23 protein-coding genes are annotated in these 25,990 nt (G+C 68.4%); 17 read left to right on the top strand and 6 right to left on the bottom strand.

All coding sequences use genetic code 11. From position 1 onward, the window contains the following. Window positions 1-6: 6 nt before the first annotated feature. From M3330_RS02335 to M3330_RS02325, 3 genes are read right to left on the bottom strand one after another with little or no spacing between them, the layout of a single operon-like run. Complete coding sequence (locus M3330_RS02335) at window positions 7-900, bottom strand: metal ABC transporter permease (protein ID WP_255026847.1); 894 nt, start codon at window positions 898-900, stop codon at window positions 7-9. After that, window positions 897-1,694, bottom strand: a complete 798-nt coding sequence (locus M3330_RS02330; RefSeq protein ID WP_006551266.1) for a metal ABC transporter ATP-binding protein — start codon at window positions 1,692-1,694, stop codon at window positions 897-899. Before M3330_RS02330 ends, M3330_RS02335 begins: the two co-directional genes overlap by 4 nt. Then, window positions 1,691-2,578 (bottom strand): metal ABC transporter substrate-binding protein, encoded by an 888-nt coding sequence (locus M3330_RS02325; protein WP_064061595.1) that lies wholly within the window; start codon window positions 2,576-2,578, stop codon window positions 1,691-1,693. The genes M3330_RS02330 and M3330_RS02325 overlap by 4 nt, the downstream gene beginning before the upstream one ends. A 158-nt stretch (window positions 2,579-2,736) precedes the next feature. Between M3330_RS02325 and M3330_RS02320 the strand changes: the two genes are divergently transcribed. The 9 genes from M3330_RS02320 (at window position 2,737) to M3330_RS02280 (ending at window position 16,887) form a co-directional block, all read left to right on the top strand. Further along, window positions 2,737-3,705, top strand: coding sequence for a bifunctional riboflavin kinase/FAD synthetase (locus tag M3330_RS02320; protein WP_200359978.1), 969 nt, complete (start codon window positions 2,737-2,739; stop codon window positions 3,703-3,705). Between the two features lie 662 nt (window positions 3,706-4,367). After that, entirely contained in the window at window positions 4,368-4,637 is a 270-nt protein-coding gene (gene rpsO, locus M3330_RS02315) for a 30S ribosomal protein S15 (RefSeq protein ID WP_006551263.1), read from the top strand. A gap of 324 nt (window positions 4,638-4,961) precedes the next feature. Beyond that, entirely contained in the window at window positions 4,962-7,247 is a 2,286-nt protein-coding gene (locus M3330_RS02310) for a polyribonucleotide nucleotidyltransferase (RefSeq protein ID WP_033096524.1), read from the top strand. 288 nt (window positions 7,248-7,535) lie between these two features. After that, the gene (locus M3330_RS02305; RefSeq protein WP_303627229.1) at window positions 7,536-8,687 is read left to right on the top strand and encodes a NarK/NasA family nitrate transporter; all 1,152 of its coding nucleotides are present in this window, start codon (window positions 7,536-7,538) and stop codon (window positions 8,685-8,687) included. Next, window positions 8,684-12,379 (top strand): nitrate reductase subunit alpha, encoded by a 3,696-nt coding sequence (locus M3330_RS02300; RefSeq protein ID WP_006551260.1) that lies wholly within the window; start codon window positions 8,684-8,686, stop codon window positions 12,377-12,379. The genes M3330_RS02305 and M3330_RS02300 overlap by 4 nt, the downstream gene beginning before the upstream one ends. Window positions 12,380-12,404: 25 nt before the next feature. After that, a complete protein-coding gene (gene narH, locus M3330_RS02295; protein WP_033096525.1) occupies window positions 12,405-14,075 on the top strand; it encodes a nitrate reductase subunit beta in 1,671 nt (556 codons plus the stop codon). Beyond that, entirely contained in the window at window positions 14,072-14,737 is a 666-nt protein-coding gene (gene narJ, locus M3330_RS02290; RefSeq protein ID WP_006551258.1) for a nitrate reductase molybdenum cofactor assembly chaperone, read from the top strand. Before narH ends, narJ begins: the two co-directional genes overlap by 4 nt. Next, the gene (gene narI, locus M3330_RS02285; RefSeq protein ID WP_006551257.1) at window positions 14,734-15,465 is read left to right on the top strand and encodes a respiratory nitrate reductase subunit gamma; all 732 of its coding nucleotides are present in this window, start codon (window positions 14,734-14,736) and stop codon (window positions 15,463-15,465) included. Before narJ ends, narI begins: the two co-directional genes overlap by 4 nt. Before the next feature lie 84 nt (window positions 15,466-15,549). Next, the gene (locus M3330_RS02280; RefSeq protein WP_006551256.1) at window positions 15,550-16,887 is read left to right on the top strand and encodes a pitrilysin family protein; all 1,338 of its coding nucleotides are present in this window, start codon (window positions 15,550-15,552) and stop codon (window positions 16,885-16,887) included. Here M3330_RS02280 and zapE read toward each other — a convergent pair. Beyond that, a complete protein-coding gene (gene zapE / locus M3330_RS02275; protein WP_006551255.1) occupies window positions 16,836-17,888 on the bottom strand; it encodes a cell division protein ZapE in 1,053 nt (350 codons plus the stop codon). The two genes, M3330_RS02280 and zapE, sit on opposite strands and share 52 nt — an antisense overlap. A gap of 50 nt (window positions 17,889-17,938) precedes the next feature. On the opposite strand from zapE, the gene M3330_RS02270 reads away from it, so the two are divergent. The 4 genes from M3330_RS02270 (at window position 17,939) to M3330_RS02255 (ending at window position 20,426) form a co-directional block, all read left to right on the top strand. Then, a complete protein-coding gene (locus tag M3330_RS02270) occupies window positions 17,939-18,541 on the top strand; it encodes a TetR/AcrR family transcriptional regulator (RefSeq protein ID WP_006551254.1) in 603 nt (200 codons plus the stop codon). An 85-nt stretch (window positions 18,542-18,626) separates the two neighbouring features. Next, the gene (dapB, locus tag M3330_RS02265; RefSeq protein ID WP_170318494.1) at window positions 18,627-19,382 is read left to right on the top strand and encodes a 4-hydroxy-tetrahydrodipicolinate reductase; all 756 of its coding nucleotides are present in this window, start codon (window positions 18,627-18,629) and stop codon (window positions 19,380-19,382) included. Further along, on the top strand, window positions 19,379-19,858 hold the full coding sequence (locus M3330_RS02260; RefSeq protein ID WP_019289158.1) for a hypothetical protein: 480 nt from the start codon (window positions 19,379-19,381) through the stop codon (window positions 19,856-19,858). The genes dapB and M3330_RS02260 overlap by 4 nt, the downstream gene beginning before the upstream one ends. 64 nt (window positions 19,859-19,922) lie before the next feature. Next, window positions 19,923-20,426: a flavodoxin family protein gene (locus M3330_RS02255; RefSeq protein ID WP_006551251.1), complete on the top strand. Its 504-nt coding sequence runs from the start codon at window positions 19,923-19,925 to the stop codon at window positions 20,424-20,426. 2 nt (window positions 20,427-20,428) lie between these two features. Here M3330_RS02255 and M3330_RS02250 read toward each other — a convergent pair whose 3' ends face one another. Further along, a complete protein-coding gene (locus M3330_RS02250) occupies window positions 20,429-20,869 on the bottom strand; it encodes an SRPBCC family protein (RefSeq protein WP_006551250.1) in 441 nt (146 codons plus the stop codon). Between the two features lie 57 nt (window positions 20,870-20,926). Further along, window positions 20,927-21,526 carry a hypothetical protein gene (locus M3330_RS02245; protein WP_006551249.1) on the bottom strand — a complete coding sequence of 200 codons (600 nt, stop codon included), beginning with the start codon at window positions 21,524-21,526 and terminating at the stop codon, window positions 20,927-20,929. Between the two features lie 143 nt (window positions 21,527-21,669). Here M3330_RS02245 and thyX point away from each other — a divergent pair, with 143 nt between their 5' ends. The 4 genes from thyX to M3330_RS02225 all read left to right on the top strand — a co-directional run bounded on the left by thyX (window position 21,670) and on the right by M3330_RS02225 (window position 25,923). Further along, window positions 21,670-22,425, top strand: a complete 756-nt coding sequence (gene thyX, locus M3330_RS02240) for an FAD-dependent thymidylate synthase (protein WP_255026841.1) — start codon at window positions 21,670-21,672, stop codon at window positions 22,423-22,425. Window positions 22,426-22,508: 83 nt separating this feature from the next. Beyond that, on the top strand, window positions 22,509-23,414 hold the full coding sequence (gene dapA / locus M3330_RS02235) for a 4-hydroxy-tetrahydrodipicolinate synthase (RefSeq protein WP_006551247.1): 906 nt from the start codon (window positions 22,509-22,511) through the stop codon (window positions 23,412-23,414). After that, window positions 23,414-25,219, top strand: coding sequence for a ribonuclease J (locus M3330_RS02230; protein WP_019289160.1), 1,806 nt, complete (start codon window positions 23,414-23,416; stop codon window positions 25,217-25,219). The genes dapA and M3330_RS02230 overlap by 1 nt, the downstream gene beginning before the upstream one ends. Before the next feature lie 77 nt (window positions 25,220-25,296). Further along, window positions 25,297-25,923, top strand: a complete 627-nt coding sequence (locus M3330_RS02225; protein ID WP_255026838.1) for a TIGR03085 family metal-binding protein — start codon at window positions 25,297-25,299, stop codon at window positions 25,921-25,923. The last annotated feature ends 67 nt before the right edge of the window (window positions 25,924-25,990 follow it).

Raw genomic sequence — 25,990 nt, 5'->3', positions numbered from 1 at the left:
TAACCGTCACCCGGGAATCACGCTCTCCGTCGGCTCGCTGGTCCTTTCGCCCTCCGGCGCGCGGCGACGCATCACGAGCCGGGTGACGACACCCTGACGCGGAGCGAACAGGTACGCGAGGGTGAAGACCACGGCCTGGGCGAGCACCACCACGCCGCCGGTCGCGGCGTCGGTGTAGTAGCTCGTGTACACACCGACCACCGAGGCGATCACTGCGAGTACCGGTGCGATCACCAGCATCCGGGCCATCCGGTCGGTGAGCAGATAGGCGGTCGCGCCGGGGATGATGAGCATCGCGACGACGAGGATCACGCCGACCGCCTGCAGCGCGCTGACGATCGTCACCGCGAGCAGCGACAACAGCAACGCCGACAGCGCGGCGGGGGACAGGCCGAGGGTGTGCGCCTGGACGCGGTCGAAGGCGAACAGCGTCAGATCGCGGCGCTTCGCGACGAGGACGGCCAGCACGACGGCCGCCAGGATCGACACCTGCCAGACGTCGCCCGTCGCGAGCCCGAGCAGGTTTCCGAACAGCACGTGGTGCAGGTCGATCTGGCTCGGGTTCTTCGAGATCAGCACCACGCCCAGGGCGAACAGTGTCGTGAAGACGATGCCGATGGTGGCGTCCTCCTTGACGCGGCTCGTGCCGCGGACGAGCCAGATCAACGCGACGGCGATGCCGGCGAAGACGAGGGCTCCGAGCGCGAACGGCGCCCCCACCAGATAGGCGAGGACGACACCGGGCAGCACGGCGTGCGAGACCGCGTCGCCCATCAGCGACCAGCCGATGAGCACGAGCCAGCAGCTGAGCAGCGCGCACACGATCGTCGCGGCGACCGCGACGAGCAGCGCGCGCTGCATGAAGCCGTACTGCAGGGGTTCGATCAGCACGTCGATCATCGTCCGGCCTCCTGTGCGTATGTCTCCCGTGCGACGTCCTCGGCTCGTCCACCGTTCGCAGGTGGGGGAGCGCCGAAGGCGCGGGCGAGGTTCTCCGGGAGGAGGACCTCCTCGGGGGAGCCGTGTACCAGCACGCGCCGCTGCAGCAGTACCGCCTCGTCGCACAGTTGCGCCAGACCTGCAAGATCGTGGGTGGCGACGAGGATCGCGTGGCCGCTCGCCGCCAGTTCGCGGATGACGCCGGTCAGCGCGTGCTCGGTGGTGGTGTCGACCCCCGCGAACGGCTCATCGAGCAGCAGCAGCGGCGAGCCCTGCGCGATCGCCCGTGCCACGAAGACACGCTTGCGCTGGCCGCCCGAGAGCTGCCCGATCTGCCGGCCGGACAACGCGGTCATGCCCACGCGTTCGAGCGCGGCGTCGACGGCCTCGTGGTCGGCGGGGCGCGGGCGGCGCAGGAAGCCCTGGTGGCCGTAGCGGCCCGTCATGACGACGTCGCGCACGCCGATCGGGAAGTTCCAGTCGACGGCCTCGGACTGCGGCACGTAGGCGACCTGCGTGCGGCGACGCGCCACGGCGGTGGTCGTCCCGCCGATGGTGACGCGACCCGAGGTGGGTCGCACGAGACCCATGATCGTCTTGAACAGCGTCGACTTACCCGAGCCGTTGGTTCCCACGAGTCCGCAGACGCGGCCGGGTGCGAGTTTCAGGGTGACGTTCTGCAGGGCCAGGACGGTGTCGTAGCGCACCGTCACGTCGTCGACGAACAGTGCCGGTGTGTCGAGTGTCGAAGTCATGGCCTCAGTCCCGTCGTGATGACGTCGATGTCGTGTCGGAGCAGATCGAGATAGGTGGGAACGGGACCGTCCGCCTCGGAGAGCGAATCGACGTAGAGGATTCCGCCGAATTCCGTTCCGGTATCGGCCGCGACCTGCCGTTGTGCCTTGTCCGAGACGGTCGATTCGCAGAACACCGCCGGAACCTCGTTGGTGCGCACGAAATCGACGGTCCGGGCGATCTGCTGCGGGGTGCCCTGCTGGTCGGAGTTCACCGGCCACAGATAGGCCTCCTGCAGCCCGGCGTCGCGCGCGAGATAGCTGAACGCGCCCTCACAGGTGACGAGTGCGCGCCGGTCGGCGGGCACGCTGTCGAGGGCGGTGACGAGTTCGGTGTGGAGACCGTCGAGTTCGGCCTTGTACGCCTCGGCGCGGGCCGCGAAGTCGTCCGCGTGCTCGGGAGCGAGGTCGGCCAGTGCCGCGGCGATGTTGTCGACGTAGACGCGGGCGGCGAGCGGGGACATCCAGGCGTGGGGGTTGTAGGGACCCGTCGTCGCGCCCTCACCGATCGGCAGTGGGTCCACACCCTCGCTCACGACCACGTGCTCGGCGTCGACATCGGCGACGAACTGTTCGAACCACCGCTCGAGACCGAGTCCGTTGTCGAGGACGAGGTCGGCCTCGGTCGCGAACCGCAGGTCGCCCGGCGTGGGCTCGTAGCCGTGGACCTCGGCGCCGGGCTTGGTGATGGACTCGACCCGCACGTGGTCGCCGCCGACGTTGCGCGCCATGTCGGCGAGGACGGTGAAGGTGGTCAGGACCAGGGGCCGATCGTCGGCGGAACCGGTGGTCGAACATGCCGCGAGGGCGGCAGCGCAGGCCGTGGCCGCGAAGGCGGCGATCATGCGACCGGCACGGGAGGATACGGACCGTGTTCTGTGGGCTCTCGACGAAAAGTTCGGCACACCGAAATTATGCATTCGCCGAGCCGTCACCGTCATGTGGGGCGCTCCGGGAGCCATCCGGGCGTGCCCGACCCGCTCACGGGCCGTAGGCTGCCGATGTGCAGAGATGGCGAGGTCTGGACGAAATTCCTGCGGACTGGGGTCGGTGTGTACTCACGATCGGCGTGTTCGACGGCGTACACCGCGGCCATCAGCAGCTCATAGCGCGTGCCGTCGAGGCCGCGCGGGCACGCGGTGTGGCCGCCGTGCTCATGACCTTCGATCCCCACCCCATGGAAGTGGTCCGCCCGGGCAGCCACCCGGCGCAGCTGACCACCCTCGCGCGACGCGCCGAGCTCGCCGAGGAACTCGGTATCGACGTTTTCTGCGTCATGCCGTTCACCCCGGAATTCATGAAGCTCTCGCCGGAGCGGTACGCCCACGAGATCCTCGTCGAGCGACTGCACGTGGCCGAGGTGGTCGTGGGGGAGAACTTCACCTTCGGAAAGAAGGCGGCCGGCACCGTCGACATGCTGCGCTCGATCGGTGAGCGTTTCGGGTTCGCGGTGCAGGGGCTCACGCTGGTCGCCGAGCACGCCGTAACGTTCTCGTCGACCTACATTCGTTCGTGCGTCGACGCCGGGGACGTCGTTGCGGCCGCGGACGCACTCGGTCGCCCGCACCGGGTCGAAGGCGTGGTCGTGCACGGCGACGGTCGCGGTCGCGGACTCGGATTCCCGACCGCCAACATCGCACCGCCGATCTACGCGGCGATCCCCGCCGACGGCGTGTACGCGGCCTGGTTCACGGTGCTCGACTCCGGTTCTCCCGTCGAGGGACTCACAGCTGGTCAGCGCTACCTCGCAGCCGTGTCGGTGGGCACCAATCCGACCTTCTCCGGACGCAAGCGCACGGTGGAGGCGTTCGTCCTCGACGAGAAGGCCGATCTCTACGGCCAGCACGTGGCGGTCGACTTCGTCGAGCGGCTGCGGGGCATGGAGAAGTTCGATTCCGTGGAAGCGTTGATCTCCGCGATGCACCGCGACGCCGAACGGGCGCGAGAGGTTCTCACGAAGACTCCCCAGTGACACCGACTTCGAGTGACACCGACTCCGAGTGACACCGACTCCGAGTGACACCGACTCTCGAATGACGTGGTTGTCCGTCGACCGTCCGGTGTCGTCCGAACGAACGAAACTGCGAGTTCGGTACGAAAAAGGTCTTGTCCGCCGTCTTCTCCGAGGACCGGGGGGCGCACCCCGGACCGCGAGTCGATTCTGTCGTTCTTCGCCTCCCGCATGCACCTGGTCAGTGCTCTGGCACGTCGGATCGCCGACGCGCCGGGCTCACTGGACTATCCCTACTGGGTGAAGGCCGACCTCGCCGTCGACAACGGTGTCGCTCGCGATGGAGCGCTACTACCGCGAGCGCGGGGAGGATCTGCCCTCGGAGTACGCGGCGGTGCCCGTGGCGCTCGGCGGTCACCGTCCTGGCCCCGGCGCGGGACGACCTCCGTCCCGACCGCGACATCGACCGGTACGTCGAGTTGCTCGACCAGGTTTTCGCCGAGGTGTCGGCCGCGGTGGGCCGCGCGGGTGCCGGCCGGCGCTGAACCCGATCGTGGTTCGGCGGCAGAAGTCGGCTCTGATAGGCTGGACCGTCGGTGCGCGCTGCGGTTCGCGGTGGCCGTACCGGGCGGACTCCGGTCCGTCTACCGTCACGCGGACGTCAGTTGTACAGGAGTGACCCAGTGGCTCTGACCACCGAACAGAAGAAGCAGATCCTCGGCGAGTACGGCCTCCACGAGACCGACACCGGCTCCCCCGAGGCGCAGGTGGCACTGCTCACCAAGCGCATCGTGGACCTCACCGAGCACCTCAAGCAGCACAAGCACGACCACCACTCCCGCCGCGGCCTGCTGCTGCTGGTCGGTCGTCGTCGCCGCCTGCTGAAGTACGTCGAGAAGGTCGACGTCGAGCGTTACCGCTCGCTCATCCAGCGTCTGGGTCTGCGTCGCTGACGCGGACAGGACACGACCTGATCTGCATTCGCTGATCTTTTCCGGCAGCCGACGGGGTACCCACTACACTGGGCCTCGTTGGCTGTCGGTGTTTGTGCCGGTTCGGCCGGCGACTTCCATCGCCTCCAATGGTGATGATCCGTATGCACCGACGGTGTCGGTCCTCGGTAGTGACCTTCCGGTCCCGTCGGGTGTCGTATCCCGAATCCGCCGGAGGGTTTCGATCGACGACCGCCTCCGTGAGTCGGTGCGCAGCCGTGGCCACGGGGGTCGCGGCGCCCGCGCGGGTACGGCGAAGACGAAGAGGGAAGAGAAGACATACAGATGACAAGCACTACCGCAGTCGAGATCGACGAAGGGGTCTACGAGACCACCGCAACGCTCGACAACGGTGCCTACGGCACCCGCACCATCCGTTTCGAGACCGGCCGCCTCGCACGCCAGGCCGCCGGTTCGGTCGTCGCCTATCTCGACGACGAGACCATGCTGCTCTCGGCCACCAGCGCCTCGAAGCAGCCCAAGGACCAGTTCGACTTCTTCCCGTTGACGGTGGACGTCGAGGAGCGCATGTACGCCGCGGGTCGCATCCCCGGCTCGTTCTTCCGTCGTGAGGGACGCCCCTCCACCGACGCGATCCTGACCTGCCGTCTGATCGACCGGCCGCTGCGCCCGTCCTTCGTCGACGGTCTGCGCAACGAGATCCAGGTCGTCGTCACGGTTCTGAGCCTGAACCCGAACGACCTCTACGATGTCGTCGCGATCAACGCCGCGTCGGCCTCCACCCAGCTCGCCGGCCTGCCGTTCTCCGGCCCGGTCGGTGGCGTGCGTGTCGCGCTCATCGTCTCCGACGACAACAAGTCGGGCCAGTGGGTCGCGTTCCCGACCGTCGAGCAGCTCGAGAACGCCGTCTTCGACATGGTCGTCGCCGGTCGCATCGTCGGTGGGGGAGACAACCCCGACACCGCGGACGTCGCGATCATGATGGTCGAGGCCGAGGCGACCGAGAACGTCATCGCGCTCGTCGACGGTGGCGCCCAGGCGCCCACCGAGTCCGTCGTGGCCGAGGGCCTCGAGGCGGCGAAGCCGTTCATCGCCCGCCTGTGCATCGCGCAGCAGCAGCTCGCCGCCGCCTCCGCGAAGCCCACCGGTGAGTTCCCGCTGTTCCCGCCCTACCAGGACGACGTCTACACCGCGGTCGAGTCCGCCGCGTCGGAGAAGCTCGCCGAGGCGCTCACCATCGCCGGCAAGCAGGAGCGCGACGACCGCACCGACGAGATCAAGGTCGAGGTGCTCGAGCAGGTCGCTCCGAACTTCGAGGGTCGCGAGAAGGAGATCGGCGCTGCCTTCCGCTCATTGACCAAGAAGCTCGTGCGCCAGCGCATCCTGCGCGACCAGTTCCGCATCGACGGCCGCGGTGTCACCGACATCCGTGCCCTCTCCGCCGAGGTCGCGGTCGTTCCCCGCGCCCACGGTTCGGCGCTGTTCGAGCGCGGCGAGACCCAGATCATGGGTGTCACCACGCTCGACATGGTGAAGATGGCGCAGCAGGTCGACTCGCTCGGTCCCGAGACCAGCAAGCGCTACATGCACCACTACAACTTCCCGCCGTACTCCACCGGTGAGACCGGTCGTGTCGGCTCGCCGAAGCGTCGCGAGATCGGCCACGGTGCCCTCGCAGAGCGCGCGCTCATCCCGGTTCTGCCGAGCCAGGAGGAGTTCCCCTACGCCATCCGTCAGGTCTCCGAGGCCCTCGGCTCGAACGGCTCGACGTCCATGGGTTCGGTCTGCGCCTCGACGCTATCGATGCTCAACGCCGGTGTGCCGCTCAAGGCCCCGGTCGCCGGTATCGCCATGGGCCTGGTCTCCGACGAGGTCGAGCTCGAGGACGGCACCCGCGAGACCCGCTACGTCGCCCTCACCGACATCCTCGGTGCGGAGGACGCGTTCGGCGACATGGACTTCAAGGTCGCCGGCACGAAGGACTTCGTGACCGCCCTGCAGCTCGACACCAAGCTCGACGGTATCCCGTCGCAGGTCCTCGCCGGTGCGCTCTCGCAGGCCCACGATGCCCGCGCCACGATCCTCGAGGTCATGGCCGAGGCCATCGACACGCCCGACGAGATGAGCGAATTCGCTCCGCGAATCACCACCATCAAGGTCCCGGTGGACAAGATCGGTGAGGTCATCGGCCCCAAGGGCAAGATGATCAACTCGATCACCGAGGAGACCGGCGCCAACATCTCCATCGAAGATGACGGCACCGTCTACGTCGGTGCAGCGGACGGCCCGTCCGCGCAGGCCGCGATCGACAAGATCAACGCCATCGCCAACCCGCAGCTGCCGAAGGTCGGCGAGCGCTTCCTCGGCACCGTGGTCAAGACCACGGCGTTCGGAGCGTTCGTCTCCCTGCTCCCCGGCCGCGACGGTCTGGTGCACATCAGCAAGCTCGGCAACGGCAAGCGCATCGCCAAGGTCGAGGACGTCGTGAACGTCGGTTCGAAGATCCGCGTCGAGATCGCCGACATCGACAACCGCGGCAAGATCAGCCTCGTCCCCGTCGAGGACGAGTCGGCCGAGGCCGCTGCGACCGGCGAGAACGCCGAGTCCTGATCACCCCACCCGCCTGCCGGTTCCCGGTGGGCGCGTGAACCCCGCACCCGTGGCGCCCGACATCCGGTCGGGCACCACGGGTGCGTCGTTTCCGGCAGGCCATGGTTACCGGGGTGCAACGGCCGGACGTCATCCGGGTGAGGTTCCGCCGAACCGGGCCCGGACCGCGCCCGGGAATGGTTCCCTGAGTATGTGAGAACGGCGACGCAGGCGGATCTCGGGAGGTTGCGCGGAGCGAATCTGGCTCTGGCAACCTGGGTGTCCGCCATCAACTTCTGGGCCTGGAACATGATCGGGCCGCTGTCGACGACCTACGCCACCGACATGTCGCTCAGCAGCACGGAAGCGTCGATGCTGGTGGCCACGCCGATCCTCGTGGGCTCCCTCGGTCGCATCGCGGTCGGGGCGATGACGGACCGGTACGGCGGACGGGCGATGTTCATCGCCGTCTCGCTGTCGTCGATCGTTCCCGTCGTCGCGGTCGGATTCGCCGCCGAGGCCGACTCCTATCCGCTGCTCCTGGTCTGCGGGTTCTTCCTCGGCATCGCCGGCACGATCTTCGCGGTCGGGATCCCGTTCGCCAACAACTGGTACGAACCCGCCCGCCGCGGCTTCGCGACCGGCGTGTTCGGGGCGGGCATGGTGGGCACGGCCCTGTCGGCCTTCTTCACCCCGCGTTTCGTGAACTGGTTCGGGCTGGTGCCCACCCACATCGTCGTGGCGGCCGCCCTCGCCGTGACCGCCGTGGTGTGCATCCTGGTGATGCGCAATGCTCCCGATTTCCGTCCCAACACCGACCCGGTGCTGCCCAAACTGACAGCCGCGGCGAAACTCGGTGTGACCTGGGAGATGTCGTTCCTGTACGCGGTCGTGTTCGGCGGATTCGTGGCGTTCAGCAACTATCTGCCCACCTACATCAAGACGATCTACGGCTTCTCCGCCGTCGACGCCGGTACGCGCACGGCGGGTTTCGCGCTCGCCGCGGTCCTCGCCCGGCCCGTGGGCGGAGCGCTGTCGGACCGGGTGCCGCCGAAATACGTGGTCCTGGCCTCGTTCACCGGCACCGCCGTGATGGCGGTGATCGCGACCTTCCAGCCCCCGCCCGACCTGTGGTCGGCGCTGACGTTCATCACAATGGCGATCTTCCTCGGCATCGGCACCGGCGGTGTCTTCGCGTGGGTGGCGCGCCGCGCCCCGGCGCACACAGTGGGCAGTGTCACCGGCATCGTCGCCGCTGCCGGTGGGCTCGGCGGCTACTTCCCGCCACTGGTGATGGGCGCGACCTACGACGCCGAAGGCAACGACTACACCGTCGGTCTGCTCCTGCTCGCGGCGACGGCACTGGTGTGCGTGTTCTACACCGCATTTCGGCTGCACGCCCATGAACCGCCCCCTGTCGCACGATCCGGAACCCGCGACGTACGTGAGGAGAAGCCGTGACGGACACCGCCGGAGTCGGGAACCGGATCGAGGAACTGCTCGTGCGCAGCGGACGGTTCTTCACCTCCGGCGAGCAGTCCGACGACACACGCACGGTCACGCGGCGCGGTGGCCGCGAGGGCGACATCTTCTACCGGGACCGCTGGAGCCACGACAAGGTCGTCCGCTCGACCCACGGGGTGAACTGCACCGGCTCGTGCTCGTGGAAGATCTACGTCAAGGACGGCATCATCACCTGGGAGACCCAGGAAACCGACTATCCGACAGTCGGTCCCGACCGTCCTGAGTACGAACCGCGTGGATGCCCGCGCGGCGCGGCCTTCTCCTGGTACACCTACTCGCCGACGCGCGTGCGCTATCCGTACGCGCGCGGGCTGCTCGTCGAGATGTACCGGGAGGCGCGGCAGCGACTCGGCGATCCGGTGCTCGCCTGGGCCGACGTCCAGAACGATCCCGAACGGCGCCGCCGCTACCAGCGTGCCCGCGGCAAGGGCGGACTGGTGCGCGTCACGTGGGCCGAGGCCACCGAGATGATCGCCGCCGCGCACGTCCACACCATCAAGGAGTACGGACCCGACCGGGTGGCCGGCTTCTCGCCGATCCCCGCCATGTCGATGGTCTCCTTCGCCGCCGGATCCCGGTTCGTCGAACTGCTCGGCGGCGTGATGACGTCGTTCTACGACTGGTACGCCGACCTACCGGTGGCGTCGCCGCAGGTCTTCGGCGATCAGACCGACGTACCCGAGTCCGGGGACTGGTGGGACGCCTCCTACCTGATGATGTGGGGTTCGAACGTGCCCGTCACCCGCACCCCGGACGCGCACTGGATGACGGAGGTCCGCTACCGCGGCACCAAGGTCGTCTCGGTGAGTCCGGACTACGCCGACAACACCAAGTTCGCCGACGAGTGGATGGCGTGCGCGGCCGGTACCGACGGTGCCCTGGCGATGGCGATGGGCCACGTGCTCCTCACCGAGTTCTATGTGCGGCAGCGCGTGCCGTTCTTCGTCGACTACGTGCGCCGGTACACCGACCTGCCCTTCCTCGTGCGGGTCGAGGAACGCGACGGAAGGCTCGTGCCGGGCAAGAACCTCACCGCCGCCGATCTCGGGCACAGCGTCGAGAACGCGGCCTTCAAACCGGTCTTCGTCGACGGTGCGACCGACACCGTCGTCGTACCCCCAGGCTCCCTCGGCTTCCGCTACGGCGACGACGGCATCGGAAAGTGGAATCTCGAACTCGGCGACCTCGTCCCGACCTTGACGGTCGCGCCCGGCGGCGGGGGAGCGGGCGAGACCGCGGCGGTGTACCTGCCGAGCTTCGACACCGTCGACGGGCACGGTGAAAGCATCGAACGGGGCGTGCCGGTCCGTCGGATCGGGGACCACCTCGTGTGCACCGTCTTCGACCTGATGCTCGCGCAGTACGGGGTGAACCGTCCGGAGCTCGACCTGCCCGGGCAGTGGCCGAGCGGGTACGACGACCCGGGCTCGCCGTACACCCCGGCCTGGCAGGAGGCCCTCACCGGGGTGCCCGCGGCCCAGGCGATCCGGATCGCGACGGAGTTCGCCCGCAACGCCGAGGAGTCGGGCGGGCGTTCGATGATCATCATGGGGGCCGGCATCTGCCAGTGGTTCCACGGCGACGCGACCTATCGCGCCGTACTTGCGCTGCTCATGCTCACCGGCTGCATGGGACGCAACGGAGGCGGGTGGGCGCACTACGTCGGCCAGGAGAAGTGCCGTCCCGTCACGGGATGGGCGGCCATGGCGATGGGGACGGACTGGTCTCGCCCACCTCGCCAGATGGCCGGCACCTCCTACTGGTACGTGCACACCGACCAGTGGCGCTACGACGGTTACCGTGCCGACGCGCTGGCCAGTCCGCTGGGACGAGGTCGTTTCCGCGACAAGCACACGATGGACGTCATGGCGTCCGCGGTCGCCATGGGCTGGACACCCTTCTATCCCCAGTTCGACCGCAACACCCACGAGATTGCCGAACAGGCACGGGCGGCGGGACGGGAGATCCCGCAGCACGTCGCGCAGCAACTCGCTTCGGGTGAACTGAAACTGTCGGTGACCGACCCCGACGACCCGCGGAACTGGCCGCGCGTGCTCAGCGTGTGGCGGTCGAACCTGCTCGGCTCGTCCAGCAAGGGCAACGAGTATTTCCTGCGGCACCTGCTCGGCACCGATTCCAACGTGCAGGCCGAGCCGACGGCCCCCGGCCTGCGGCCCGGTGAGGTGGCGTGGCCCGACGACCTGCCCGAAGGAAAACTCGACCTGCTCATGTCGATCGACTTCCGCATGACCTCGACAACGTTGTTCTCCGACATCGTCCTGCCCGCCGCGACCTGGTACGAGAAGGGCGACCTGTCGAGCACCGACATGCACCCCTACATCCACGCCTTCACCGCAGCGGTCGATCCGCCCTGGGAAACTCGTTCGGACTACGACGCTTTCGGCGCCATCGCGCAGACCTTCAGCACCCTCGCCCGGACCCACCTGGGAACCCGCACCGACATCGTGATGGGGACACTGCAGCACGACACGCCCGCAGCGATGGCGTATCCGTCCGGCACCGAGCGGGACTGGCGCTCGACCGGCGAGGTGCCGGTTCCGGGGAGGACGATGGGTCCGCTCACCGTCGTCGAACGGGACTACGGTGCGATCGCGGAGAAGTGGGCGACGCTCGGTCCGCTCGTCGAGTCCCTCGGGTTGAACACCAAGGGCGTCGTGACCCGGCCGGACCGTGAGGTCGCCGAACTGGCACAGAGATTCGGCGTGATGGATTCCGGTGCCGGACAGGGACGTCCGGCGATCACCACCGCCGAACGCATGGCCGACACGATCCTCGCGCTGTCGGGCACGTCCAACGGCAGGCTCGCCGTCGAGGGTTTCCGTGAACTGGAGAAACGCACCGGACGGCGACTCGTGCACCTCGCGGAGGGCAGCGAGGAACGGCGGATCACCTACGCCGACACCCAGGCCCGTCCCGTACCGGTCATCACGAGCCCGGAATGGTCGGGGAGCGAAACGGGAGGTCGCCGGTACGCGCCGTTCACGATGAACATCGAGGAGCTGAAACCGTTCCACACGTTGACGGGCCGGATGCACTTCTACGTCGACCACGACTGGCTCGAAGAGCTCGGGGAGCAGCTCCCGGTCTACCGGCCCCCACTCGACATGTCGCGGTTGTTCGGCGAACAGGCGGTCGGCTCCGGCGACGGTGTCGGTCTGACGGTGAGATACCTGACCCCGCACTCGAAGTGGTCGATCCACTCGGAATATCAGGACAACCTGTTCATGCTGTCGCTGTCCCGGGGTGGGCCGACGATGTGGATGTCGCCGGCCGACGCCGCAAAGATCTCGGTGAGCGACAACGACTGGGTCGAGGCCGTCAACCGCAACGGTGTCGTGGTGTGCCGGGCGATCGTCTCGCACCGGATGCCCGAAGGGGTGGTGTTCGTCTACCACGCCCAGGACCGCGTCATCGATGTCCCGCGCAGCGAGACCACCGGACGCCGCGGCGGCATCCACAATTCGCTGACCCGCATCCTCATCAAGCCGAGCCACCTGGCCGGTGGATACGCGCAGACGGCCTACGCGTTCAACTATCTCGGCCCGACGGGCAACCAGCGCGACGAGGTGACGATCGTGCGTCGCCGATCCCAGGAGGTCGTCTACTGATGCGTGAGCAGGAAGCGAGGCGATCGTGAAGGTCATGGCACAACTCGCGATGGTGATGAACCTCGACAAGTGCATTGGATGCCACACCTGCTCGGTGACCTGCAAACAGGCGTGGACCAACCGGTCGGGCACCGAGTACGTGTGGTTCAACAACGTCGAAACCCGCCCGGGCCAGGGCTATCCGCGCACCTACGAGGACCAGGAACGCTGGCGCGGTGGCTGGGTCCGGGATACCAAGGGACGGCTGCGTCTCCGCGACGGTGGACGCCTCGCGAAACTCGCCCGCATCTTCTCGAACCCGAAGATGCCGTCGATCCACGACTACTACGAACCGTGGACCTACGACTACGACAACCTGACGAACGCCCCGCTCGGCGACCACGTCCCGGTGGCCTCGCCGCGCAGCCTCATCTCCGGTGAACCGATGAAGGTGGAATGGTCGGCGAACTGGGACGACAACCTCGGTGGCTCACCGGCGATCGTGCCCGACGACCCGATCCTGAAGAAGGTCGGCGACCGGGTCAAGCTCGAGTTCGAGCAGACCTTCATGTTCTACCTGCCGCGGATCTGCGAGCACTGCCTCAACCCGTCGTGTGTGGCGTCGTGTCCGTCCGGCGCGATGTACAAGCGGTCGGAGGACGGCATCGTCCTCGTCGACCAGGACCGGTGCCGCGGCTGGCGGATGTGCGTGTCCGGATGCCCGTACAAGAAGGTGTACTTCAACCACAAGACCGGGAAGGCCGAGAAGTGCACCTTCTGCTACCCGCGGGTCGAGGTGGGGCTGCCGACCGTGTGTTCGGAGACATGCGTGGGCAGGCTCCGGTACATCGGTCTGGTCCTCTACGACGTCGATCGGGTCCTGGAGGCGGCATCGGTGGAGAACGACACCGACCTGTACGAGGCGCAACGCGGCCTGCTGCTCGACCCCCGTGACCCCGAGGTGATCGCCGGCGCCCGCGCCGAGGGCATCTCCGACGAGTGGATCGAGGCCGCGCAACGGTCCCCGGTCTACGACCTGATCAGCACGTACCGGGTCGCGTTGCCGCTGCATCCGGAATACCGGACGATGCCGATGGTCTGGTACGTGCCACCGCTGTCACCGGTCGTCGACGCCGTCAGCCGGGAGGGACACGACGGCGAGGACATCGGCAACCTGTTCGGCGCCCTCGACGCCCTGCGCATCCCCATCGCGTACCTCGCGGAACTCTTCACCGCCGGGGACACCGCGACGGTCGAGGCGGTGTTGCGACGACTCGCCGCGATGCGCTCCTACATGCGCGACATCAATCTCGGCCGCGAGACCCGCCCCGAGATCCCCGAGGCCGTCGGCATGACCGAGGAACGGATCTACGAGATGTACCGGCTCCTCGCGCTCGCCAAGTACGACGAGCGGTACGTCATCCCGACCGCCTACGCGGCCGAAGGACATCGGCTCGAGGAGTCGGCGACGGACTGCGCGCTGTCCTACGAAGGTGGCCCCGGCATGTACGAGTCGGGTCCGTTCGGGGAGGCCAGCGGCGTCCCGGTCCCGGTGGCGGTCGAGACCTTCCACGCCCTCGCACAGCGGCAGACCAGTGATGGGATGGCGGCGAACGCGTCGAACCCGTCGCGGGTGAACCTCCTGAACTGGGACGGCAAGGGCGTACCGACGGGCATGTTCCCGGGCGGTCACGACACGAGGGGGGAGAAGCAATGAGACTGCTGCGTCCACGGCGCGCCGGCGTCGATCGCGCCCTGCACCGTCGCCTCGTCCGTCAGGCCGCGTCGCTGCTGCTCGCCTATCCCGACGCCGGACACGCCGGACGGCTGGACGTCGCCGGGCAGCTCGTCGACCACATCACCGGTCCCGAGCAGGACATGCTGGGGACGGCGATCCGCGCACTGGACGAACCGGATCTGCTCGTCCTGGCCCAGCGGTACGTCGAGACCTTCGACCTGCGGCGACGCTCGACGATGTACCTGACCTACTGGACCGCGGGCGACACCCGGAATCGCGGCGCCGAGATGCACGCCTTCGCGAGTGCCTACCGCGCCGCGGGCGTCGAGCCGCCCGCCCACGAATCACCCGACCATCTGCCGGTCGTCCTCGAATTCGCGGCCACCGTGGATCCCGCCGCGGGCGAGGAACTCCTCACCCGGTATCGGGTGGCCCTCGACGTGCTGCACACCTCCCTGCACGAGGCCGGCTCGCCGTACGCGCAGGTCGTCGCAGCCGTGTGCGCGACGCTCCCGCCGGTCACCGACCGGGACGAGGAACGGGCCCGGCGCCTCGCGCAGGCGGGACCGCCCCGAGAGTCGATCGGTCTGCAGCCCTTCACCCTGACGGTGCCGCCCCGGCGAGGAGTTCCGGAATCATGAGTGCAGGAGAGATCTTCTGGGACGTGGTGCCGTACGTGACGCTCGCGATCGTCGCGGTGGGGACCTGGTGGCGGTACCGATACGACAAGTTCGGATGGACCACCCGTTCGTCCCAGCTGTACGAGGCGCGGTTGCTGCGCATCGCGAGCCCCATGTTCCACTTCGGGATCCTGGTCGTGATCGTCGGCCACGTCATCGGCCTGGTGATCCCGCAGTCGTGGACCGACGCCGTGGGATTGAGTCAGCACGCCTATCACGTGCAGGCCATCACGCTCGGCACGATCGCGGGTGTCTCGACGCTCGTCGGCATCTCCCTGCTCGTGTATCGCCGTCGCACCCGCGGTCCCGTCTTCAGCGCCACCACTCTCAACGACAAGGTCATGTATGTCGTGCTCGTCGCCGCGATCGTGGCGGGTCTCGCCACCACGCTGATGGGGTCGGGTGTCGTGGGCGAGGAACACAACTACCGGGAGACCGTCTCGCCGTGGTTCCGGTCGATCTGGGTCCTGCAACCCCGCGGCGACCTGATGGTGGAGGCGCCGTTCAGCTTCCAGCTGCACGCGCTGATCGGCCTCGTGCTCTTCGCGATATGGCCGTTCACCCGCCTAGTCCACGCCTTCAGTGCCCCCGTCGGATACCTGTTCCGGCCGTACATCGTCTACCGCAGCCGCGAGGAGGCACGTCCCGGCCGGCTCGTGGGTTCGCAACCGCAACGACGGGGGTGGTGAGCGCGACCGATGGTGGGGGGCAGTCCCGGTGTACTGTGAAATGTTCCGCGCCCTCCGACCTTGTCAGGACCACCGAAGATCCCCATGGCTTCCAGTTCCCACGTGAAGAACGACGCTTCGACCCCCGCACCCGTCGCGGCCACCGGCGTCCGCCGCTCGGTCCTTCCCGGGGGAGTGCGGGTCGTCACCGAGCACGTCCCGGGAGTGCGCTCGGCGGCCGTCGGCGTGTGGGTCGGTGTCGGATCCCGCGACGAACAACCGTCGGTCGCAGGCGCCGCCCACTTCCTCGAGCACCTGCTGTTCAAGGCGACCCCGACGCGTACCGCTCTCGACATCGCCGAGACGATGGACGGGATCGGGGGAGAGCTCAACGCGTTCACCAGCAAGGAACACACCTGCTTCTACGCGCACGTCCTCGACGACGACCTGCCGATCGCCGTCGACGTCGTCGCCGACGTCGTCCTGCGCGGCCGGTGCCTGAGCGCGGACGTCGACGTCGAGCGTCAGGTGGTGCTCGAGGAGATCGCGATGCGCGACGACGATCCGGAGGATCTGCTCGGCGACTCGCTGCTCACCGCGCTGTACGGCGATCACCCCATCGGCCGGCCGATCATCGGATCCGTCGAGTCGATCGAGTCCATGACCCGGACCCAGTTGCACTCGTTCCATGTGCGCCGCTACACCCCGCCGCGGATGGTCGTCGCGGTCGCCGGCAACGTCGACCACGCGCACACAGTCGAACTGGTCCGCCGCGCCTTCGCCGGTCACCTGGACGACGCGGCCACCCCCGCGCCCTGCCGCGACGGACGGCTCGAACTGCGCACTGCGCCGACGATGAGCATCGTCGAGCGCGACAACGAGCAGGCGCACCTGACGCTCGGCGTGCGGTCCTTCGGTCGGCACGACGGGCGTCGCTGGGCGCTGTCGGTGCTCAACGCAGCCGTCGGCGGTGGGCTGAGTTCGCGCCTGTTCCAGGAGGTGCGCGAGAAGCGGGGTCTGGCCTACTCGGTGTACTCCGGCACCGACACCTTCGCCGACACCGGCGCCTTCTCCGTGTACGCGGGCTGCCAGCCCGACAATCTCGGTGAGGTCGCCGCGGTGGTCCGTGAGGTGCTCACCGACGTGGCCGAACACGGCATCACCGACGCGGAATGCGCTCGCGCAAAGGGGTCGCTGCGCGGCGGTCTCGTGCTCGGACTCGAGGACACCGGGGCGCGCATGCACCGGATCGGCCGCAGCGAACTGAGCTACGGGCAGCACTGGGGCATCACTGAGACCCTCGAACGCATCTCGTCGGTGTCCACCGAGGAGGTGCGCAGCGTGGCAGCCGACCTGCTGCACCGGCCGTTCGCGGTCGCCGTCGCCGGCCCCTACCGGCGCACGCGTGATCTTCCGGCGTCGGTGCGCGCGCTCGTGTCCTGAATCGTCCTCAGCTGAGCCAGTCGGCTCCGGAGGCGTCCGATGTCGTGCGCGACGGGTCCCACCGCGGCAGCGAGTTCCGACGCCGCGACCTCCGAGACGAACACGACCCGCACGTCGCGGTCGTGGAGCACATCCACGAGATTGGCGAACCGCTGCGCGGGTTCGCGACCCACGGTCGTCAGATCCGGGATCTTGTCGACGACCCAGAACAAGTGGTCCGCCGCGAGCGCCAGATAGTCGGCCGGAGCCGTGGGATGCCCGCAGAGATCGCGGAAATCGAACCAGAGACAGTCCTTCTCGGCCCGTAGGGCGCGGAGTGGACGCCCCGCCGGGCGCAGAACCCGATGTTCAACCGGTGCCGGCCGCTCGAGACCGAGCCGTCGTAGCTGCGGATCGGACGGGGAGACGGCCCAGATCCCCGATGCGAATCCCTTCGCATGGTCGGAGCCGAGCCGGTGGTCGCGCGGACCGTCCAGAGCGACGATGGTCGCGCTCCGCTCGACGAGCTCGATCGTCGGGACGAAGCCGTCGTGGAAGAGCGGGTTGGGGAGCAGGTCGCGTGGAGGATAGTTCGAGGTCAGGACGAGACGCGTGCGGCGAGCGAGCAGTGCGGGGAACAGCCGGGCGACGAACGTGCCGTCCGCCGGATCGTGGACGTGGAATTCGTCGAAGCACACGAGTTCGGCGCGGCCGATCAGGTGATCGAGTGCGGCGTCGAGATCGAAGCGGTGCCGTCGCAGCTCGACGTGCAGGTCGCGGAAGAACTCGTGGAAGTGGACGCGCAGCTTGTTCCGTCCGGGATAGGCCGAGAAGTACACGTCGGCGAGCCAGCTCTTGCCGCGTCCGGGTGGGCCCCACAGGTAGACGTTCGGGCGCTCGGGATGACACAGCTGTTCGACAGCGTCGTGTTGCGCGGGATCGAGCACGAACCCCCGGCTGCGCGAGGCGTCCTCGAAGACCGTGCGGGGGACGGGGTTCGACGAGGCGGTGTTCGGCGACATGCGGTTTCTGCGTCGGCGCAACCTCACGGCCGTTACTCTATCATCGTAGAGTGACGACTTCACCCGAACGTCCCTCTCGGCGCACGGCCATCAGCGATGCCGCCCTCGAACTCGCCGCCCGCGGTGGCAACCACGCGGTGACGCACACGGGCGTCGACGTGCACCTCGGCCTGCCGAAGGGATCGACCTCCTACTACTTCCGCACCCGCCACGCGCTCGTCTCGGCTGCGATCACCCGCCTCGCCGAACGGTCGCGCGCGGATTTCGCCGCGCTGTTCGACGACACGACCGGCGACCCGAGCCCTCCTGCCGACCTGATCGCGCGCTATCTCGAACGCCTGCTCACTGTGCGTCGCACCGATGTGCTGGCCCGCTACGCGCTCGCGCCCGACGCGCGCCTCGAACCGGAGGCTGCCGAGGCGCTCGCGGCCTGCATGTTCTCGATCTCCGCGGCCACCGCTCTCGTGCGGGAGCTCGGTGCGCCGGACCCCGAGACCGCGGGGCGCGATCTGGTGACCCTGCTCGAAGGAGTTCTGTTCGACCGCACCCGCGGCGCTCGTGCCCATACATCCTCGGATTCGGCCACGGCGTGCGTCGACGAGATCCGTTCGGCGGTCGCTCTGTGGCTCGACGCGCTCTGCGCGCAGCAGTAGGTGGCGTTCGACCCGCTCGGGACGTCTACGGGTGGTTGCGTAGGATTTCCGGGGGAGACGGCAACGAAAGGGCGTGACGACGCAAGTGGATGCAACAAAGGTTCGGGTGGGTGTACTCGGTGCTGCCGGCAAGGTCGGCCAGGCGATCTGCGCCGCCGTCGACGCCGCGTCCGATCTCGAGCTCGTCGCCACCGTCGACAAGGGCGACAGCCTCGACGCCTTCGTGAACTCGCAGACCCAGGTGGTCGTCGACTTCACCCACCCCGACGTCGTCATGGACAACCTGCACTTCCTCGTCGAGAACGGCATCCACGCCGTGGTCGGAACCACCGGCTTCGACGACGAGCGCCTCGACCGGGTGCGGAGCTGGCTCGCCGACCGCCCCGAGGTGGGCGTGCTCATCGCGCCGAACTTCGCGATCGGTGCCGTGCTGTCGATGCGCTTCGCTCAGGCCGCCGCCCGGTTCTTCGATTCCGTCGAGGTGATCGAGCTGCACCATCCGAACAAGGCCGACGCCCCGTCCGGCACCGCCTACCGCACCGCCCGTCTGATCGCGCAGGCCCGCGCCGAGGCCGGTGTGGCTCCGAGCCCGGACGCCACCACCACCGAACTCGACGGTGCGCGCGGCGGTGACGTCGACGGTGTCCGCGTGCACTCCGTGCGTCTCGCCGGCCTCGTCGCTCACCAGGAGGTGCTGCTCGGCACCCAGGGCGAGACCCTCACCATTCGGCACGACTCGATCGACCGTTCCTCCTTCGCTCCCGGCGTGCTGCTCGGTGTGCGGGAGATCGGTAAGCGACCGGGTCTGACCGTCGGAATCGATCCCCTCCTCGACCTGTGAGAACCGGCTCGCTCAAGGTCCTCGTCCCCATTGCGTTCATCGTGGTGGCGCTGGGGTTCTACTTCGTTCTGCTCGGCTCCACCGGCCTGGAACTGGCCCGGTCCGGTGAGGTCGCGGCGATCGGTCTCGGGATCGGCATCCTCATTCTCCCGATCGTGGGAGCCTGGATCGTCTACGCGACCCTCCGCGCAGGGCTGCAGCATCAGCACCTCGCGCGGCGGATCCACGACGAAGGACTCGAACTCGACATCGACGATCTGCCTCGCATGCCGTCGGGCCGGATCGAGCGGGACGCCGCCGACGAACTGTTCGCGACCGTGAAGCAGGAATGGGAAGCCGACCCCGACAACTGGCGCAACTCCTACCGGCTCGCACGCGCCTACGACTATGCGGGCGACCGCAGTCGTGCGCGGGAGACGATGCGCCGAGCCGTTGCGCTCGAGAAGCTCGAACGGGACGGCCAAGCCGGTTCCTGAACCGGCGAGCGGCTTTGACAACCTCGAGATGGTGCAGCAGCCTGCTGATGTGACGGACGAGGCTGTGGAAGACCGGGCAGGGTCGGGCGAGGCAGGGCGCGAGGACGGATCCCGCACAGTGCTGGTGGTGCATCACACCCCCTCGCCGCCGACTCGCGAGATCCTCGAAGCCGTCCTGGAGGGAGCGCGGGACCCGGAGATCACGGGTGTCACCGTCCGGGTGGTCCCCGCGCTGGGCGCCACGGTGCCCGATGTGCTGGCCGCCGACGGCTTCCTGTTCGGCACGACAGCCAATTTCGGTTACATGTCGGGTGCGCTCAAGCACTTCTTCGACACGGTCTACTACCCGTGTCTCGATGCCGTGGCCGGCCGTCCCTACGGTCTGTGGGTGCACGGGAACAACGACACCGCCGGCGCTGTGGCGTCGGTTCGGCGCTTGACCACCGGGTTGGGTCTCGTGCAGGCTGCTGCCGATCTCGAGATCACCGGACCGGTCGACGCGAAGGTACGCGAGCAGTGCTACGAGCTCGGCGCCATCGTCGCGGCGACCGCGGCCGGTGACATCTGACGTCAGCGGAAGTTCTTCTCCGTGAACGACTTGAGGCCCTTTCCGGCGGTTTCGAGGGCCATCTTCTCGGCGCGCCGCACGAGGAATCCGGGGATGGGGACCTTCGGATCGATGGTCAGTGAGAACTCGGCCGTCGTGCCGGATCCCTTGGCGGTGAGGGTGTAGGCGCCGTCCTGCTGGCGCTGCTGGCTGCTCTCCACCAGGGTCCACGACATCGACCCGTCGCCGTTCCAGGAGTACTCGACGACCTGCTCGTCGGTGATGCCGACGATCGAGACGGTCATCCGTACGCGGTGGGGTCGTCCGTCGGGGTGGGTGGACTCGACGGTGACGGACTTGTGGGTCGACGACCACTCGGGCAGGCGTTCGACCGCGGCGAGCGCGGCCATCACCTGCTCCGGGGTTGCGTCGATGTCGAAACTCCTGGTGCTGCTGACTGCCATGCGCCCTCCGCGTCGCCCGATTGTGTGCGTCGGCACTCTATCGTGCGGTGAGGTGCCTTACGCGTCGCTGCGCGGGTTCGTGTCGTCGGGGCCCGCAGTGTCGTTGCGGCCGGCGGCGTCGTCCGGGCCCGCGGTGTCGCTCGGGTCGGACGGCTGCGGCTCGGTGGGTGCGGGCGGGGTGGGCTTCGCCCAGCCGCCCTGACGGCGCCATTCGTCGGCGCGGCGCTGATAGCGCATCTGCTCCCGTAGGGCGCCCTGTACCGCCTGCGCCATCCAGGAGTTGAGTGACACTCCGCTCTGCTGCGCCGCTTCCTCGGCCTTGGTCTTGATCTGTTCGACGAGGCGCAGGGTGACCCGGCTGATGTCGCCCGTCATCTCCTCGAAGGACGGCGTCGGATCCTCGTGCGGGGGAGCGGGTTCGCTGTGGACGGCGAGGACGGCATCGGTGCCGTCGAGGCGCACCGTGACGGTGCGGTCGCCGAGTTCGTCGCTGATCTCGTTGGCCATGTCGGACAGTGCTGCCAGGACCGCGAGGCGGACGGGTGCGGCGATGGCGGTCGCGAGGGCTGCGGCGGTGCGTCGGGTCTGCTCGTCGCCGAGTTCGGCTGCGGAGATCACGGAGTCCGTGATGGCGGACGTGTATTTGTCGATGTCCATGACGCCAGTGTGACGTCACCGATGATGTCACGCAAGGTGTCATCGTGATGTCATCGATCGTCGCAGGTCGAGGCGCGTTAGTGTGCGGACGGAAGAGACGGCGCGTCCGGAGGATGCGCGACGACCGAGGCGAGGAGGAGACGATGGCGCCCGAACCCGCCGTTCCGAAGGTCCGGCTCATCGCCACGACGGAGTTCCACGTCCCCGACGACGTCGACTGGGACACCGACGCCGAGGGCGGCGAAGCGCTCGTCGAGTTCGCCGGTCGCGCCTGCTACCAGAGCTGGTCCAAGCCCAACCCCCGCACCGCGACGAACGGCGGATATCTCCGTCACCTGCTCACCGTGGGGCACCTGTCCGTTCTCGAACACGCGACGGCGACCTTCTACATCACCGGCATCTCCCGTTCGTGCACGCACGAGCTGATCCGGCACCGGCACTTCTCGTTCTCGCAGCTGTCGCAGCGTTTCGTCGCCGACGGTGAGGTGCCCGTGGTGGTTCCGCCCGCGATTGCGGGCGATGCCGAACTCGAGGAGTTGTTCTTCGCGGCCGCGGAGCGCAGCCGCGAGGCGTATGTGGCGCTGTTGGCGGCGCTCGACGAGAAGTTCTCGCATCTTCCCGCCGGTCCGTTGCGCGCCAAGCAGGTCCGGGAGGCCGCCCGGGCGGTGCTCCCCAACGCCACGGAGACCCGCATCGTCGTCACCGGAAACTACCGATCGTGGCGTCACTTCGTCGCCATGCGCGCGACCGAACATGCCGACGTCGAGATCCGGCGTCTCGCCGTCGAATGTGTGCGTCAGCTCGCGGATGCCGCACCGAACGCGTTCTCGGACTTCGCGATCAGGAAGCTGGCCGACGGCAGCGAGATCGCAGCTCCCACGCTTGCGACCGACCTCTGATCGACCGCTACACCGATCTGTGATCCGTCTTCGGGGGGCGGGCATGTGTCGAGCCGGCCCTGCCACGCGGTAGCCTTCTGACCATGACCAACGGTGATTCCGCAACTGCTGTCGAGCTTCCGTTCGGCACCGTCGCCACAGCGATGGTGACCCCGTTCACTGCCGATGGCAAGCTCGACGTGGATGCGGGCGTGAGTCTGGCGAACTACCTCGTCGACGGTGGCTGTGACGCACTGGTTCTCGCCGGTACGACCGGCGAATCGCCCACGACGACCGAGAACGAGAAGATGGAGCTGATGCGGGCCGTGCTCGCATCCGTCGGCGACCGCGCCAAGATCATCGCCGGGGCCGGCAGCAACGACACCGCCCACAGCGTCGAGCTCGCCCGCGACGCCGCGCGAGCCGGTGCACACGGCCTGCTCGTGGTGACCCCGTACTACTCGCGGCCCCCGCAGGCCGGCCTCTACGCCCACTTCGTCGCGGTGGCCGACGCGACCGATCTGCCGGTCATGCTCTACGACATCCCACCTCGATCCGTCGTGCCGATCGAGACCGACACACTGCGTCTGCTCGCCGAGCACCCCCGGATCGTCGCGGTGAAGGACGCCAAGGGCGATCTGAACGCGGGCGCCGAGCTGATCGGTACCACCGACCTGAAGTTCTACTCGGGCGACGACCCCCTGAACCTGCCGTGGCTGTCCGTCGGCGCCGTCGGATTCGTCAGCGTCATCGGCCATCTCGTGCCCGGTCGCCTGCGCGAGCTGCACACCGCTTTCGAAGCCGGCGATCTCGAACTCGCCCGCCGCATCAATCTGTCGATGGTGCCCATCTATCGCGCCGTCGCTCGGCTGGGCGGCGTGAGCGCCTCGAAGGCCGGCCTGCGGCTGCTCGGCATCGACGTCGGAGAGCCTCGTCTGCCGCAGGTCGCCCCGGTGACCGCGCAGATCGACGCTCTCGCGGCGGATCTCCAGGCTGCGGGGGTGCTGTGATGAGCCGCCCCGCACGCGGCCGGGGCCGCGCCACCCGCAACGCCGGTCCGCCCGCCCGCGTTCCGCGGCGTGTCGCGCAGAACTCGGCGAACCCCCAGCGTCCGGACGCCCGCATCGTCGATCCCACCGAGCGATTGGGTCTGCCGCCGAAGGCTCCTCGCGACGGTCTGCGGGTCGTCGCGCTCGGCGGTATCGGCGAGATCGGCCGCAACATGACGGTCTTCGAGCACCAGGGCCGGCTGCTCGTCGTCGACTGCGGGGTGCTCTTTCCCGAGGACCAGCAGCCGGGCGTCGACCTGATCCTGCCCGACTTCCGGTACATCGAGGACCGGATGGACGACGTCGAGGCGATCGTCCTCACCCACGGCCACGAGGACCACATCGGTGCCGTGCCGTTCCTCCTGCGCCTGCGCCCCGACATCCCGGTCGTCGGGTCCAAGTTCACCCTGGCGCTCGTCGCGGCGAAGTGCCGCGAACACCGCCAGCGTCCCAACCTCGTCGAGGTCGTCGAGGGGCAGACCACCTCGCACGGTCCGTTCGAGTGCGAGTACTTCGCGGTCAACCACTCCATCCCGGACGCGATCGCCGTCGCGATCCGCACCGCTGCGGGCATCGTGCTGCACACCGGCGACATCAAGCTCGACCAGCTGCCGCTCGACAACCGTCTCACCGACCTCGCGGGCTTCTCCCGCCTCGGCGACGAGGGTGTCGACCTGTTCCTCGTCGACTCGACGAACGCCGAGGTCCCCGGCTTCGTCACACCGGAGCGCGAGATCGGCGGAGTGCTCGACACCGTCATCGGCAAGGCCGCCAACCGGGTGATCGTCGCGTCCTTCGCGAGCCACGTGCACCGCATCCAGCAGATCGTCGACGTCGCCGAGCGCTACAACCGGCGTGTGGCGTTCGTCGGCCGGTCGATGGTCCGCAACATGCAGATCGCGCAGGATCTGGGCTACCTGAACGTGCCCGACGGCCTCGAGGTCGACATCGACACCGCCGCGAGCCTGCCCGACGACCGGGTCGTGCTGGTCTCCACCGGTTCGCAGGGCGAACCGCTCTCGGCGCTGTCCCGGATGGCGCGCGGCGAGCACCGGCAGATCAACATCCGGGCCGACGACCTCGTCGTCCTCGCGTCGTCGCTGATCCCTGGCAACGAGAACTCCGTGTTCGCGGTCGTCAACGGCCTGGCCAAGCGCGGCGCGAAGGTCGTCACCCAGCAGAACGCGAAGGTGCACGTCTCCGGTCACGCGTCGGCCGGCGAGCTGCTGTATCTCTACAACGCGGTGCGACCCACCAACGCGATGCCCGTCCATGGCGAGTGGCGCCACCTGCGGGCGAACGCCGCACTGGCCGAGGCCACGGGTGTTCCCCGCGAGCGGATCGTGCTCGCGGAGGACGGTGTGGTCGTCGACATGGTCGACGGACTCGCGGAAATCGTCGGGCGCGTCCCGGTCGGTCACGTCTACGTCGACGGCCTGTCGGTAGGCGACGTGGGCGAGTCCACGCTGTCCGATCGTCTCGTCCTCGGCGAGGGTGGTTTCATCTCCATCTCAGTCGCGGTCGACGCCGCGACCGGCCGTGCGGTGAGCACCCCGGAGGTCTCCGGTCGCGGTTTCTCCGACGACCCGGACGCACTCGACGAGGCGGCGCAGCTCGTCGACAAGGCGCTCAACGAACTCGCTGCCGAAGGGGTCACGGAGACCCATCGCATCGCCCAGGGCATCCGCCGGGTCGTCGGCCGCTGGGTCGCCGAGACCTATCGTCGTCGCCCGATGATCGTGCCCACGGTGATCCCGGTCTCCTGATTTCGGTCCGCGCGGGCCCGCCGAACACGCGGGCTCGCGCGATGGGCGAGGGCAGGAGTGATCGCTAGAGTGGCGGAATGAGCCTCGCCCGAAGCGAACGACATGCCCTCGTCCGCACCATGTCCGAGGTCGGACCCGACGCGCCGACGCTCTGCGGCGACTGGACGGTCCGGGATCTCGCCGCGCACCTGCTCGTCCGCGAGCGCCGCGTGGACGCGATGCCCGGCATCGTCGTCCCGGCCCTGGCCGATCACACGGAGAAGGTGCGACGCTCCGCCACCGACCGACAGTGGGCACACGTGCTCGCCGACGTCGATTCCGGCCCGCCGAAGTGGTCGCCGATGTTCCTGTTCGACGCCGTCGCCAACGCGGCGGAGATGTTCGTGCACCATGAGGACGTGCGCCGCGCGCAGCCCGGATGGGAGCCGCGGACGCTGTCGGCGGACGATCAGGACCAGCTTTGGCGCATCGCGCGGATGATCGGACGCAACAGCTACGGCGGATGCGACGTCACGGTGATCTTCGAGAGGTCCCGTTCCGGCGAGCGGGTCGCCCTGCGCAAGCGCGGTCCGCGCACCGTCGTGCTGCGCGGTGAACCGTCCGAACTCGTGCTGCACGCCTTCGGCCGCGACCAGGTGCGGCTCGAGATCGAGGGTGACGAGTCGGCGGTCTCCGAACTGGCGGGATCGAAACGCGGCCTGTGAGCGCTCGCCCGGACGGCGTGTGACCAGTGCCGCCGACCGGTACCCGTGTTGCTGATGGTTCATGAGA

The organism is Rhodococcus sp. GA1 (assembly GCF_024321955.1).
In the GTDB taxonomy this organism is placed as follows: Bacteria; Actinomycetota; Actinomycetes; order Mycobacteriales; family Mycobacteriaceae; genus Rhodococcus; species Rhodococcus pyridinivorans.
The sequence above is the reverse complement of the archived record's forward strand: the minus strand, read 5'-3'. Positions and strand labels throughout refer to the sequence as shown.